Annotated in this window: 14 protein-coding genes and 1 pseudogene; 4 read left to right on the top strand and 11 right to left on the bottom strand. The window is 51.9% G+C overall.

What is annotated here, in order from left to right:
• Positions 1 to 175: 175 nt before the first annotated feature.
• The 5 genes from ACKGJP_RS15035 to ACKGJP_RS15015 all read right to left on the bottom strand — a co-directional run bounded on the left by ACKGJP_RS15035 (position 176) and on the right by ACKGJP_RS15015 (position 4,187).
• Positions 176 to 1,285, bottom strand: coding sequence for a serine hydrolase domain-containing protein (locus ACKGJP_RS15035; protein ID WP_409346431.1), 1,110 nt, complete (start codon positions 1,283 to 1,285; stop codon positions 176 to 178).
• Between the two features lie 92 nt (positions 1,286 to 1,377).
• On the bottom strand, positions 1,378 to 1,935 hold the full coding sequence (gene efp, locus ACKGJP_RS15030) for an elongation factor P (protein ID WP_409346430.1): 558 nt from the start codon (positions 1,933 to 1,935) through the stop codon (positions 1,378 to 1,380).
• A gap of 78 nt (positions 1,936 to 2,013) precedes the next feature.
• Positions 2,014 to 3,087, bottom strand: coding sequence for a M24 family metallopeptidase (locus tag ACKGJP_RS15025; protein WP_409346429.1), 1,074 nt, complete (start codon positions 3,085 to 3,087; stop codon positions 2,014 to 2,016).
• A 29-nt stretch (positions 3,088 to 3,116) separates the two neighbouring features.
• On the bottom strand, positions 3,117 to 3,560 hold the full coding sequence (gene aroQ / locus ACKGJP_RS15020; protein WP_409347169.1) for a type II 3-dehydroquinate dehydratase: 444 nt from the start codon (positions 3,558 to 3,560) through the stop codon (positions 3,117 to 3,119).
• 135 nt (positions 3,561 to 3,695) lie between these two features.
• On the bottom strand, positions 3,696 to 4,187 hold the full coding sequence (locus tag ACKGJP_RS15015; RefSeq protein ID WP_409346428.1) for a YqhR family membrane protein: 492 nt from the start codon (positions 4,185 to 4,187) through the stop codon (positions 3,696 to 3,698).
• A gap of 273 nt (positions 4,188 to 4,460) precedes the next feature.
• Between ACKGJP_RS15015 and ACKGJP_RS15010 the strand changes: the two genes are divergently transcribed.
• Both ACKGJP_RS15010 and ACKGJP_RS15005 read left to right on the top strand, forming a co-directional pair.
• Positions 4,461 to 5,384, top strand: coding sequence for a DUF1385 domain-containing protein (locus tag ACKGJP_RS15010; RefSeq protein ID WP_409346427.1), 924 nt, complete (start codon positions 4,461 to 4,463; stop codon positions 5,382 to 5,384).
• 70 nt (positions 5,385 to 5,454) lie between these two features.
• Positions 5,455 to 5,733, top strand: coding sequence for a hypothetical protein (locus ACKGJP_RS15005; protein ID WP_409346426.1), 279 nt, complete (start codon positions 5,455 to 5,457; stop codon positions 5,731 to 5,733).
• 178 nt (positions 5,734 to 5,911) lie between these two features.
• On the opposite strand, the gene ACKGJP_RS15000 is transcribed toward ACKGJP_RS15005, so the two are convergent.
• Positions 5,912 to 6,901, bottom strand: a complete 990-nt coding sequence (locus tag ACKGJP_RS15000; RefSeq protein WP_409346425.1) for a patatin-like phospholipase family protein — start codon at positions 6,899 to 6,901, stop codon at positions 5,912 to 5,914.
• 162 nt (positions 6,902 to 7,063) lie between these two features.
• Positions 7,064 to 7,471, bottom strand: a complete 408-nt coding sequence (gene mntR, locus ACKGJP_RS14995; RefSeq protein ID WP_409347168.1) for a transcriptional regulator MntR — start codon at positions 7,469 to 7,471, stop codon at positions 7,064 to 7,066.
• Positions 7,472 to 7,763: 292 nt separating this feature from the next.
• Between mntR and ACKGJP_RS14990 the strand changes: the two are divergent.
• Positions 7,764 to 8,108, top strand: a pseudogene (locus tag ACKGJP_RS14990) (spore photoproduct lyase family protein); the annotation flags it as partial.
• On the opposite strand, the gene ACKGJP_RS14985 reads toward ACKGJP_RS14990, so the two are convergent.
• The 4 genes from ACKGJP_RS14985 to ACKGJP_RS14970 all read right to left on the bottom strand — a co-directional run bounded on the left by ACKGJP_RS14985 (position 8,105) and on the right by ACKGJP_RS14970 (position 11,600).
• The gene (locus tag ACKGJP_RS14985) at positions 8,105 to 8,818 is read right to left on the bottom strand and encodes a cytochrome c biogenesis CcdA family protein (protein WP_409346424.1); all 714 of its coding nucleotides are present in this window, start codon (positions 8,816 to 8,818) and stop codon (positions 8,105 to 8,107) included. The pseudogene ACKGJP_RS14990 and the gene ACKGJP_RS14985 overlap by 4 nt on opposite strands.
• Before the next feature lie 134 nt (positions 8,819 to 8,952).
• On the bottom strand, positions 8,953 to 9,756 hold the full coding sequence (locus tag ACKGJP_RS14980; RefSeq protein ID WP_409346423.1) for a metal ABC transporter permease: 804 nt from the start codon (positions 9,754 to 9,756) through the stop codon (positions 8,953 to 8,955).
• 25 nt (positions 9,757 to 9,781) lie between these two features.
• Entirely contained in the window at positions 9,782 to 10,549 is a 768-nt protein-coding gene (locus ACKGJP_RS14975; RefSeq protein ID WP_409346422.1) for a metal ABC transporter ATP-binding protein, read from the bottom strand.
• Between the two features lie 88 nt (positions 10,550 to 10,637).
• On the bottom strand, positions 10,638 to 11,600 hold the full coding sequence (locus ACKGJP_RS14970; protein WP_409346421.1) for a metal ABC transporter substrate-binding protein: 963 nt from the start codon (positions 11,598 to 11,600) through the stop codon (positions 10,638 to 10,640).
• Positions 11,601 to 11,955: 355 nt separating this feature from the next.
• Between ACKGJP_RS14970 and ACKGJP_RS14965 the strand changes: the two genes are divergently transcribed.
• Complete coding sequence (locus tag ACKGJP_RS14965; RefSeq protein WP_409346420.1) at positions 11,956 to 14,046, top strand: ATP-binding protein; 2,091 nt, start codon at positions 11,956 to 11,958, stop codon at positions 14,044 to 14,046.
• The last annotated feature ends 8 nt before the right edge of the window (positions 14,047 to 14,054 follow it).

Below are 14,054 nucleotides of genomic sequence, written 5' to 3'. Positions count from 1 at the left end.
TTCCATAGGAGTCTGTTAACATTTTCACATTATAGCATACCTGAACAGCCGCATAAAGAACATTTCTTGACGAAAAACGGAAGAATATTCGGTTTTCGAGCGTATTGAAAAAGAGACGGAACCGGCGGGCTTGCGAGCCCGGGGTGCCGTCCTTCGTTGTGTCTGATCGAATTCTTTATTCGGCGATCGCCGCAGCGAGCGCGTTATGCAGCCGTATCCGGAGTCTCGAGACCGATTTATCGCGTCCGTAATGGACCCGGTTCGTCAGCAGGGCTACAACAAGCTCCCGTTCCGGATCGATACACAGACTGGTTCCCGTGAAGCCGGTATGCCCGTAAGCGGAACCGGACAGCCAATCGCCGCAAGCATCGGCCGCATCCCCTCGAAGCACCCAGCCCAAACCGCGGTTGGCGTCGCTCAGATGCGCCGTATGGCTTCTCGCAGCCGCTTCCACCGCTGCTAGAGAAAGAAGCTGACGGCCGTTCACATTGCCGCCGCGGACCCACATTTCTCCGTAAGCGGCAATGTCGGCTGCCGCTGCGAACAAGCCGGCATTGCCGCTGATTCCGCCCATCGCGGCAGCCAGCTCGTCGTGCACGACGCCGTGCCGGTATTCGCCCGCAGCCGGATCGAGTTCGGTTGTGGCGATTCGCGGAAAGCGATCGGCTGCCGGCACGTAACCGCTGGACGCCATTCCGAGAGGCTGAAAGATTCGCTGTGCGGCCGCTTCATGGAGACTAACGCCCAGAACACTCTCTATCACTTTGCCCAGCGTAATGTATCCCAGGCAGCTATAAACCACGCGCGATCCCGGCTCGTACGCGGGCTGCAGCCTGCAAATGGAAGCGATCGTTTGCTCCGAATCGCCGCCTAATGAGGCAGGCGAGGCGTATGCCTGCAAACCGGACGAATGCGTCAGCAACTGGCGAATCGTTACCTGCTCTTTGCCTGCGTCTGCAAACGCAGGCAATATTTCCGCAACGGGTTGCCCCAGATGGAGGAGACCCTCGTCGATCAGCATCAGAATTAAAGGAAGCGTCACGACTACCTTCGTCAGCGAGGCGCAATCGTAAATCGTATCGGAGTCTACGTGCTGCCGGCTGCTGTCCTTCCCCTGCATGACACCCGCCGTATAGGAAACCCGCTTGCCGCTCAAGCTCGCGACTACGGACGCGCCGGGTATTTCCCCGCGCTCGATTTCGGTGTCGATGACTTTCCAAGCCATGCTCAATCGTTCGCCGTCGAATACCGGCCCTTTGCGATTACCCGGCATTAGCTCCGCCATGGCGAGCCACCTCCATTGCTTTTCTCTTATAGGATCAAGTAAAAAACTCCCGTTCACATGGGGATGTGAAGCGGGAGCCAGCGTGGTTGCTATTACGCGCGGGAGATGTATTTGCCTTCGCGCGTGTCGATCAGCAAGACGTCGCCTTCGTTAATAAAGAGCGGCACTTGCACGTTCAATCCTGTTTCTACAGTCGCGTTCTTCGTAGCGCCTTGAGCCGTATTCCCTTTAATGCCCGGCTCCGTTGCAGTCACTTTCAGGTCGATGCTGTTCGGAAGCGTAATCCCGATAATTTCGCCTTCATAGCTGGCGATGTTGACGTTCATGTTTTCTTTAAGGAAGTTGCGTTCCCATTCCAGCTGTTTCACGTCCAGGTTGAACTGGTCGTAAGTCTCGGTGTCCATAAACGTATACTCCGATCCGCTGTTGTACAAATATTGCGTTTGACGGTTTTCCACGTGGGCGCGGCCTACGTTTTCGCCGGCGCGGAACGTTTTTTCCACGGTGTTGCCGTTACGCAGGTTTTTCAGCTTGGAGCGCACGAACGCCGCTCCTTTGCCCGGCTTCACGTGCTGAAAGTCAAGAACGGTAAAAATGTCGGTATCCAATACGATGGTAAGGCCCGTTTTAAAATCGTTAACTGATATCACTGAAGTACCCTCCTGAGTGGTTCTTAAAAATTATAAAATTCGGAACAGCCGTCAACGAACGATAAATCCCCGATGACTTTAGCCGATTTCCAACAGTTCCATAGGGGAATGCGTAATGACGCGAATTCCGCTATCCGTAATGACAACGTCGTTCTCGATACGGACGCCGCCGAAGCCCGGCAAATAAATGCCCGGTTCAACCGTTACGACCATACCGGGCTGCAGCACCATTTCGCTGCGCTGAGCCAGTGTAGGAGCTTCGTGAATATAAAGCCCGATGCCGTGTCCTAGGCTGTGACCGAAGTGATCTCCGTATCCGGCCTTGGCGATGATGTCGCGAGCCAGGCTATCCGCCTCCGCTCCCGTCATGCCCGGCTTCATGTTCGCGAGCGCGTTGCGATGCGCTTCGAGCACGATGCCGTGAATTTCCTTATGCTTGTCTGACGCCTTGCCGATACAAACGGTTCGCGTCAAATCGGAGCAGTATCCCCCGTATAGCGCGCCGAAATCGAGCTTCAAGAATTCGTTCGCCTGCAGCTTGCGCTCGCTCGCAACGCCATGGGGCAGCGCCGACCGCTCGCCGGAAGCAACGATCGTATCGAATGAAGTGCCGGACGCGCCGTTCTTGCGCACGAACATTTCGATTTCAAGCGCAATGTCAAGCTCGGACACGCCCGGCTTGGCAATCGTAAGAATGTGGGCAAACGTACGATCGGCCAATTCCGCCGCTTGTTCGATGACGGAGATTTCGGATTCATCCTTTATCATGCGCAGCGTTTCCACCACTTTGTCGGTCGGCTCAAGCCGAATCCCGTCCAAATCGGCGGCATACGCGGAGTATGTAGCGAAGGTGACGTCATTTTGTTCGAACCCGAGGTTCGAGATGCCCAGCTTTTGCAGCTGATCTTTCACCCAGAGAATCGGCTTGCCTGTGAATTGCGCAACCTCGAAGCCTGGCGCCGCTTGTTTCGCGGCTTGCTCCGTGTACCGGAAGTCGGTCATGAGTACGGCACGATCGGCCGTAATCAGTACATAACCGGCGGAACCCGTAAAGCCGGTTAAATAACGGCGGTTGTAGCTATTCGTGATGAAGAGGGCGTCGATCTTCAAATCCTCAAGCGCTTTTCTGACGCCTTGCAGCCTACGTTCCATGCCGTCACCAGTCCTCTCGGTTTCAAGATTTAAATTAACGATTGCAGATGTTCATGCAGCGCGCGCAAACCAAGCTCGTAGCTGTAAGGCCCGAAGCCGGCGATTTGACCGACGACGACCGGCGCCGTTACGGAAACATGCCGGAACGATTCCCGCTTGTGTATATTCGACAAATGCACTTCCACCGTCGGCAGGTTTACCGCGCTAATTGCATCGCGGATTGCGTAGCTGTAATGCGTGAACGCGCCCGGGTTAATCAGAATGCCGTCCTTGACGCCGAATGCCTGGTGGATGCGGTCGATCAATTCGCCTTCGTGGTTCGACTGAAAAATTTCAAGCGAGAACGAAAGCTTGTCGGCAAGCTCCTGCAGCTTTTGGTTTATGGCAGGCAATCCTGTCGTCCCATAAACGCCCGGCTCGCGAATACCCAGCATGTTCAAATTCGGTCCATGCAGCACGAGAATGTTTTTCATCATGACAGCTCCCTAGCCGGTCCTCCGCGCGTAAAAGCGTAGCCTATAGGCAGCCTCAGCCGCGGGGATAATTTACCGTAGACATTTTACCACATACCGGCAAGGTTTGAGAACTTTTTTTTGTTCGCGCGCGTATCAGGCGGGTTCCCTGTTACGCTCGTCCGTATATTCCATCGAGATCGAGTACCCGATAAACAATCCCCATAGAATAAATAAGCAGACGTCCGAAAAAAACGTATTGGCATCCACTTTCATAACCGCCGGAACCATCCCTGTAAAAGGGCCGATCAGCAAATATAAAATTCCCCACCAGAACACGCCGTATCCGAAGCCATACCATGGCCCCGCCATTTTGCGCATCGTGAGTCCGTACAGAAGCGCGGCGATTACCGAAAATCCGATAAAGCTGAGCCATCCGACGATAAGTCCTTGCCAGGTTTGCAGATAAGATAGCTTCATAAACGGATTGAGCAGAAAACCTGGCACGATCTTCGTGAATTTCAACAAATATTCGACCAGCTTGAGTCCGCCCCAAATCAGCCCGGCAAAAAAACCGATATACAATGAGAACAAATACGGGTTTGTGCCCTTTTTTTGTCCGGACCTTTTTACACTTCTGCTCTGCATCCCGCATCTTCCTTTCTCCACAAACGCTTGAAACCGGCCGCCGCAGACCATTCCGCCAAACCATTCTCTACATCTATAGCGTTTCGTTCTTACCCGAATACCCCTAGTATGCGCCGGTTGCCGTTCCTGTAAACGGAAAGTCCTCCGGCGGTTCGCCCGCTCGGACGTTTCCTGCAGGACTTCACGAATGATCAATAGTGGCAAAGCGGCGCATAAAACGTTACAATACGAATAAGGTCGGAAAACAATCAATCATTCGTGGAAGGTGAACCGATGTCGCAAAACAACGCGATTTACGGTGGACAAGCAGTCATAGAAGGCGTTATGTTTGCCGGCCAAAAGGTGCATGTAACGGCTGTCCGCCGAAAGTCTAATCAGGAAATCACATTTTTGGAAGTACCGAAAACCGAAAAATCTTGGGTTCGTTCACTCAAGAAAATCCCTTTTGTCCGCGGGATCGTCGCGATCGTCGAAGCAAGCGCCAAAGGCTCGCGGCATTTGAACTTCTCAGCCGAAGTCTATGCGGAAGAAGAAGGCGAACCGCAGAAAGAGTCGTCCGGTTTCAGCTTGACGATGCTCGTCGGCGTAGCGGTTGCCGGCGTCTTGTCCTTCTTGTTCGGGAAGCTGGTCTTTACGCTTGTTCCCGCCGTGCTCGAGGATCTGCTGTTCCGCAACCATTTTGACAACCCCATCTTGCACAACCTTCTTGAGGGCGTCATCAAAATCGTCTTTTTGCTAGGCTATATTTATCTCATCTCGCTAACACCCGTAGTGAAGCGGCTGTTTCAATATCACGGCGCCGAGCATAAGGTGATCAGCGCGTTCGAGGCCGGCGTCGAACTGACCGTCCGCAACGTCCAGAAATTCAACACGCTGCATTACCGGTGCGGCAGCAGTTTTATCGTACTCACGGTACTGATCGGTGTCATCATTTATTCATTCGTTCCATACGATACATTAACGGAACGTATCGTTCAGAGACTTATTCTGCTGCCTATCGTAATCGGCGTCTCGTACGAAGCGCTGCGCTTTACGAATATGCTGCGCGATACGCCCGTGCTTCGCTTCCTCGGTTATCCGGGGCTGTGGCTGCAGCTGCTGACAACCAAAGAGCCCGAGGATTCCCAGGTCGAAGTGTCGATCGCTTCCTTTCAGCGAATGCGCGAGCTGGACAGTCAGATACAGAAGGCCAGCTGAAGCTCGCCGCGTTTGCGAAGAAGCGTCTAATGGACAGATTAGGTGATGAAGTTTTTAAGGGGGGCCTGCGATGCGATACCGCCGTTTCAATGCGACAACGATTGCCATCATGGTGCTGCTTGCGATCGGGCTGCTTTCCGGGCTTGTCAACAACCCGGGACGCTATGTCATTCCGTTCGCCGTATTTGCCATCGTGTTCCTGCTGTACAAATTTCCGCCGTCGAGCTTTAAGCGGAAGTCTTTCGGACCTACCTTCAAAATGAAGCCGAAGCCGCCGAAGAAAAACGTGACCTTTCGCGTCATCCAAGGCAGCAAGCGCGACGACGACGAACCGCCGAAGTATCATTGATTCGCCGAGGCAACAGCCAAAAGCCTTCCTTCGAGCATTGCCGAAGGAAGGCTTTTTTTAACGCCGCTGGTTGTTCGATTTCCCGGCAAACGTCTGGAACCAAAGTTTATGCTTCCGAAGTCATTTTCTGCGAAAACGTTTAGAACACCGAAAGGCGTTTTGCTTGGCGGAGCCGCGATCAAACCTTTCGCCTCTTACCCGTGCGTAAATTCCATTTGCCGCATTCGTTCCAATAATGCTTGACGTTCCATTTGTCCAAATATTTGCCTGCCGCTAACACGCCCGCATTATAAAGCTTCATGCTCATTTCGGGGCCGATCGAGAAATCCGTCGTATGCACGCCCAGCGACGGGATTTTGATGGTGCGGAACAGCTTATGCTCTTCGATATACCGTTCGTCGTGGGCGTCCATCATGGTCGCGAACAAGGCTTGGAACATGGACAACGGACCGATTATTTTTCTGGGTTCGTTCTCTCCCCGCCCGACGAGCTGAAAGCCGAGTGTCGGATCCCCTTCCGCATCGTGCTCCTGCTTGTCGAACAGCCATAGCGGAAAGTTGCTGAGAATACCGCCGTCTACGATGTAAATGGAAGTAAGGTCGATCGTTCTATTGTTGGAAACCTTCATGGTCACCTTCTGCCCCAGCTTTCGCAGGATCACCGGATCGAAGAAATAAGGGATGCTCGTGCTCATCCGGATCGCCCTGGCTACCGTCAGCTTTTTAGGATCGATCCCGTATTGCGCTATATCGTCGGGCAGCACCAGCAGTTTACCGCGCGTGATGTCCGATGCGATTATTTTCAGCTGCTCCGGTTTCAGGTCTCCGAACGTCCTGACCCCCTTTCGCGCCAGAAGCTCATAGATCCATTTTTCCAGCGGGTCGCCGGAATACAGCCCTTTTTTTACAAGCAGCCGTATGGCGGGACCGACCCATTTGATATGGAACAGCCACGATTGTTTAAGAAACGATTGAAACGGCGTCCCCAGCATAATTTCGCGCATTTCCGCGCCTGAATAGCCTGCCGCAAGCATGGCCGCAATGATGGCTCCTGACGATGTTCCTGCCACGCGCCCGAATTGCACGCCTCTTCGCTGCGCTTCATGAACGGCTCCGGCAAGTCCGATCGCTTTCACCCCGCCGCCTTCAAAAACCGCATTCACCCGCACGCTTTCACCCTCTTCACACGATAGCGCTCTAGTTGTTTGTATGCGGCAGCGGATTGTCTTCATTCCTCCGAAATCAAAGCTACAGCTATGAAAATATATGGCGGGCGATTTGCTAAACGTTTTCTTTCCACAAAAAAGCGCATCCCGATGGATGCGCGTTCCTCATTCGGCGTTCAATTCGCCATGTATGTTTTTAAGCTCTTGCATGCGCTGCGGATCTCTTCGAAAAAATTCCACGAGCGTTTCGATACATGTGATCGAATCCCAGCTCAGATGGTGCTCGATTCCCTCGACATCCTTGTAAATGTTTTCCTCTTGAACGCCGATCGTCGTCAAAAATTGCTCCAACAAGTGATGGCGGTCTACAAGCCGCTTGCCAATTTTTTTCCCTTTTGATGTAAGTACAAGTCCTCTGTATTTTTCGTATATGAGATAATTGTCCTTATCGAGCTTCTGAATCATTTTCGTTACGGAAGAGGGATGCACTTCTAGCCCTTCCGCGATATCGGATACGCGTGCATATCCTTTCGCGTCGATGAGCCGGTAGATTCGCTCCAAATAGTCTTCCATGCTTGGTGTCGCTACCACCGATTTCCCCCCTCATCGTCCATTATGCAGCAAAAACGCTTAAATTACCGGGTATTTCACGATATGGCTTAAGCTGTTAGCCGATTCCTTGGTTTCTCCGGCATTTGCCGAAGAAGCACATTAAGTATGATAAACCATTTGACTTGCCGAAAGCAAGTCTCACCTGAACCGTTACTCACCGATTCCTACGGTTCCCACGACTGCTCCCATGTATATTGTCGCAAACTATTTTCGATATGGAAAGGAGATCGCCATGCCGAAGCTGCGCCGGCTACCCCTCGGATTTATCATTGCCCGGATCATATGGCACGACGGGTGGGAGAGCGGCTACGAGCAGCTCCTTGAAAAGCTTCAGCGCACGATTCCGCGGGAAGCGGTACCTGCGCTGACTTTCGAGCTTATCCAGCATCGTTTTACGAAGACGGCCAAAAGGGTGATCGAGCAGCGCTAACCCAAAACGAAGCTGGAAATGGACGAAGCGAAGCGGAAATACAAGTGGGGACGCTACGGGCAAGGCAAATATGTATATCCGGACGAGCAAGCCGGCGCGCTCCGGGAATTTATCACCGAACAAATTTTCGAGAGGTTCCCCGAAGCCGCAATCGATTATTTCACTTAAAACTTAAGCCATTCCGGCGTGCGTTCATTGAACCAAATCGTAATCTGGGTCATTTGATCCGTATAAAGCAAAATGGCGATAACGATCATAATCGCGCCGCCGATTTTCATCAGCAGGTTAGAGTAGCGCAGGATCCAGCGCGTCGTACCGATAAAGAAAGCCAATACGAAGAACGGCACCGCAAAACCAAGCGAATACGCGATCATAAGCGAGAGCCAGCTGCCCTGCTCGGATGCCGCGAGGGCCAAAATCGCCGACAATATCGGACCTACGCACGGCGACCAGCCTGCCGCAAAGCCCATACCGATAACCGTGGAACCGAGGTAGCCGGCCGGCTTCCATTTCAGCTGCAGCTTGCGCTCGCGCATCAGAAACTGCGGTTGAAAAATACCGATCATAAACAGTCCCATCAGCAAAATGAGCAACGCTGCGATTTGTCTGACCAGGTTCTTGTGATCGATCAGTAAATCGGAAAGCATGCCCGCCCCGAGACCGAACAAAATAAAGACGATGGAGAACCCGATAATGAAGAACAGCGAATGCATCATGACGGCGAATCTCGCGTCTTTCTTTTGACCGCCTTGTTTGAGCTGATTCACGGAAATACCGGTCATGTAGGATAAATAGGACGGATACAGCGGCAGGCAGCACGGCGAGATGAACGATGCGAGTCCCGCGCCGAACGCGATCCAAATATTCACTTGACTCATAAAAACCCTCCAGTCTCAAGAAGGGAACATAAAAACCCCTGCTATTCTTATCATATAACTTTGAAAGGGGGCTGAAACGGTCAAAATATGACAACCTTTAGAACTTTTCATCCCTTATGGCAAACTGGCGAAACTCATGTACGGGTGCCGACTTTAAACGTCAGCGTTCCGATCAGAAGGACGATTAGCAGCAGTACGACCGTTCCCCCCGGCGCCAGATTCCACAAGCCGGCGATAATGAGCCCGCCAATTGCTGCGATTTCGGCAAAAATGACGGACATGATCACGGAATGGCGAAAGCTCCTCGCTACTACCAGACTTGCGGCTACAGGAATCGTGAGCAGAGCGGATACGAGCAGAGCGCCTACGATTTTGATCGCTACGCTGATGACGAGCGCCGTTAGCATCGTAATGGCGATATTATAGAAGCGAAGCGGCAGTCCGCTCACGCCCGCCGCGTCCTCGTCGAAAAACAGCAAAAACATTTCCTTGTAATTCAGCAGTACGAAGCCCGTAACTAGTACGGTTACCCCGATCATGAGGTACAGATCGATATTGTCCAGCGTATAAATGCTCCCGAACAAGTAGCTGGTCACATTCACGCTGAAGCCTCTGCCGAGCGTAAAAAGCAAAGAGGCCAGAGCGACGCCGCCGCTCATAATAATGGCGATCGACAATTCGGCGTACGTTTTATACGCCTTGCGCAGCTTCTCGATGGCGAAGGAAGCCAGAAGCGCGAAGATAAGTCCGACGCCGAGCGGATAGAAATTGATGAGGAATCCAAGCGCTACGCCCGCGATCGAAACGTGGGCAAGCGTATCACCGATCATCGACAGCCGGCGCAAAACGAGAAAGACGCCCATAAGCGGCGCCATCAAGCCGATCAGCGCCCCGCCGAGTAGCGCGCGCTGAAAAAACAGCTCGGAAAAGATATCCAATCGAGTTCTCTCCCTTAACTTGGTACTACAGCACTTCCACCATCTCGCGCAGTCCTGTAAGCGAGTGCGAGAGTCCGGTTTCCCCGCAGTTTTCCGGTTCGTGGGTGTGCTTGACGTAAAACTTCAGTTTTCCTGCTTGCTGCTGCGGTTCATTCCCTAAATACGATTTCAGCATATCGAGATCATGCGATACCATCAAAAACGTAATATGATGATGAAGATGCATGTGACGGATCATATGGAAGAAGCCTTCCTGCGTTTCCGTATCGATGCCGACGGTCGGTTCGTCCAAAATAAGCAGATCCGGATTGTTGATCAGCGCCCGCGCCAGGAAGACGCGCTGCTGTTGGCCGCCGGATAATTGCCCGATCCTTTTGCCCGAAAGATCGGAAATGTTCATAACCTCCAGCGCTTCGTCGCAGCGTTTGATGTCGCTGCGGGTCATTCTGCGGAACATCGTCTTCCGTCCGTACAGTCCCGACATCACGACCTCATGAACCGTCGCCGGGAAGAGCGGATTAAAAGCGTTCTTCTGCGGTACGTAACCGATTCGCTCCCAATCCTTGAAACGGTTCAGCGGTTCGCCGAACAATTTGATCTGTCCGCGGTCCGGTTTGACCAGTCCGACGATCATGCGCAGCAGGGTCGTCTTGCCGGCTCCGTTGCTTCCGACGAGTCCTACGAAATCTCGCTGCAGCACCGCAAAGTTAAGTCCGTCGATAACGGGCCGCTGCTCATACGAGAACGATACGTCCTCCAATGTCACGACATGCTGATGACAGTTATCGGTCATTGATCGTTTCCCCCTCATTTCCGCAAAAGAAGGGCAACGCCGCGAAGTCATGAAGGACATCGCGGGTAGCCCGGCATTCTTGTACATTTTATTGTAACGCTTTAAGTAGATTTTGCAAATTGGCATCCATAATCGAAATGTAATCTTCCCCCGCCTTTTCTTGCTCCTTGGTGAGCCCTTCCAGCGGATTCAGCACAAGCGTTTCGATCCCTGCATCCTTGGCAAGCGTCTTGGCCAGCTTATCCGAGACCAGTTCCTCGAAAAAGATCGCTTTAACCTGGTTCTTTTTGACGAAATCGTTGATCTCTTTCAAATCCCGCGCGGTCGGCTCGGCATCCGGAGCCAATCCCATGATCGCCTTTTGCGTCAAGCCGTAATCGTGGGCCAAGTAGCCGAACGCCTGATGCGACACGACGATTTCCTTGCGCTGCGTTTTCGAGATGGCATCGCGGTATCTTTGGTCCAGCTGATCGAGCTTCTCCGCGAATTGCTTGTAATTGTTTTCGAATTCCGCCTTATGGGCCGGATCGGCTTCAACGAGTCCGTTCTTGATATTCTCCGCCATTTTCTTGGCGTTCTTCGGACTTAACCACGCATGCGGATCGTATTTCGAATCCGGATGACCGTCTTCCGATTTCCCGTGATCATGTCCTTTGTCTTCCTTGCCTTCTTCATGCTCGGGATTTCCTTCGATTAAGGTTGCCCCCTTGCTTGCTTCGACGATGCGCAGCTTGGAATCCTTCAGACTGCCGATAAAATCGTCCACCCAGCCCTCGAAGCCGGCCCCTTGATAGACGAACAGCTCCGCTTTCGTCGTCCTGCTGACGTCCTTGCTCTTCGGCGTCCAATCATGCGGTTCTACGCCTGCCGGAACGAGGTTGATGACGTTGACATGTTCGCCGCCTATTTTTTTGGAAAAATCGTATAACGGATAGAAACTCGTAATTACGTTTGTTTTGCCTTCTACCAAATCCGCTTGCGAGCTGCTTCCGCAGCCTGCTGACACCATAACGAAACAGAATAGCAAGAAGGATAATGACCATTTCTTCATCGAGCGAACATTCCTTTCCGAATCTTGCAAATCGTAATTTTAATTATTTACAAACCGATTATAGGAGTCTTTCGATCGATTTGTCAATACTAATCATAATATTTACGATTTGAATTCACCTAATAGAACTTTCGTCATGAAAAAGGAGTATGTTAACCGCTTAGTATTTCCTTTGAGGCAAACTTTTTTTCTTCCATCTAAAGGAATTTGTGGAATTTCGTCGAAACTTTACTGTTAGTACACAGGACAGCAATGGCCTTCTTACATTTGCTTTGGTTCTGGGGCATACGGTCCATCATGCTTCCGTTAACTTATCATCCGTTTGCACTATGATGTGGTCGGTGAAGCCTACACTATGGGAAAAAAGTTTATTCACGAGAAGTTTAACGGCATCATACGCAAGTGGATCTTGTTGTCCATCGTATGCTTCGTACTCATTACGCTCATTCCCTTTACGTTAAATTCCTATGATGTTTCTCGTAAGCAGTCTATCCAGCAGATGGAGCAGCTCATCACGATCGAGCAAGCCTACGTCGACAACTGGATATCGGAGAAGCTCAAAACGATTTCATCCTATTCGTCTATGCTATCCGGCGATGAGCTCCAAGGGCCCAGCCCCAGCCTGTCCAGTCCGAGTCTTATGAGCGGCGGAATCAAAGGAAGCGGAATCTTCGACCGCTACGGCGACGTTCTCGCATGCTCGTTTCCCGGTTGTCCAGCCAACGCGAGCGGAACGGCATTTTTCAACCATGCAAAAGCAGGTACTTGGTACTCGGACGAGCTGGAAGTGAATCCGGTAACCGGCGAGCGGATCATGACGGTTTCCTCGCCGATCACGAGCGAGAACGGCATGTTTGCCGGAGTCGTTGCCGCCAAAGTCAGCTTTATACATATCGATCTGATGATGGAGAAATTCGACAGCGAATCGATGTTCACGATAAACTTGGTGAATGAATCAGGCAATTGGGTCGCCGGCTCTTCCTCCTCTCTTGCCGCTTACACCCCTTCGATCTTTCATATGCTTCGTTCAGGAGGATCGGGCATCCATAATTATACAGACGGTCTTGGCCGCAATATGACGGGCAGCTTCCAGAAGATCGGCGACAAACCTTTTTATTTGGTGGCCGGTATGGAGAGCTCAAACATGTACTTTTTGTACAGAGGCTTTCTGTTCAACTTATTGTCGCTATGCATCGGTCTCATCAGTCTTCTTGTTCTGAGTACGCTGCTGTGGAACCGTTTCCGTAAGCCCTTGCAAATCTTTACGGAAGGCACGGAAAAAATGCTTAGAGGCAATTACGACTATCAAATCCGTCAGGAAACGATCAATTATTTGCCCAGCGATTTGAAGCAGCCGATCGAATCGTTCAAAAAAATGGTGTCGTCGTACAAAACCAACATTCGCTCGCTTGAACAGCTGGCCAGCATCACTTCCAATATCGGCTTCGGCTTATCCGTCTTCGACGGATTCGGCAATTGCAAGTATATGAATCCGGAGGCACTCCGTATGCTCGGCTGGCATGCCGGAGAAGAAGTCAACAAACGGTTCAACGATTTTGTCAAGCAGCGAACGCTTACCGTCACCACCGCGGCGGATTCGGAGCCCTTTCATCCCGCTCCCTATACGACGGAGGCGCTTCTGCAGCGCAAAGACGGTACGGATTTTCCGGTTTCGCTGTCCGTTAATCCGATCGACAACGATTCAAGAAACGATGGCTATGTGATCGTGTTCCGGGATATTACGGAGGAAAAAAGAATCGAAGAGCTACTGCTTCGTTCGGAGAAGCTATCGGTCGTCGGCCAGCTTGCAGCCGGGCTGGCGCACGAAATACGCAATCCTCTGACTTCCGTCAAAGGGTTTCTGCAGCTGCTCCAATCCGGCTCGCAGCCCGTCAACCTGAACAATTATACGGGGATCATGCTTACCGAGCTGACGCGAATCGAAATGATCGTGAGCGAATTCATTATTTTGTCCAAGCCTCACATGATGAAAGTCACGGCTGCCGACTTGACTTTGCTTATGCAAAGCGCGCTCACGACGCTGGAGACGACCGCTGCCGATCATCACGTCCGCTTTGACACCGACTTCCCGGCAAGCACTACGCTTTTCCCGTGCGAGATTCAGCAGATGCAGCATGCCTTCATCCATTTGATCGAGAACGGCATTGAAGCCATGCCGCTCGGGGGAACATTGACGATCCGGATGAAGGAATTGCCGGACTCCCTTTCCATTCAAATAGGCGATGAAGGACCGGGCATTGAGCAGGCTCACTTGGCCAAGCTCGGCGAGCCGTTCTACACGACCAAGTCGGACGGCATCGGACTCGGTCTCATGGTCAGCATCAAAATTATCGAAATGCATAGGGGCATAGTCGATATCGTCAGCGAAGTCGGCAAAGGCACGAACGTTCACATCAAGCTTCCATTTCCGTCGGTTGTCGCCTAATAACCCTA

It is taken from the genome of Paenibacillus litoralis, assembly GCF_046244365.1.
GTDB lineage: Bacteria > Bacillota > Bacilli > Paenibacillales > NBRC-103111 > Paenibacillus_V.
This window is presented reverse-complemented; position numbering and strand designations above follow the sequence as displayed.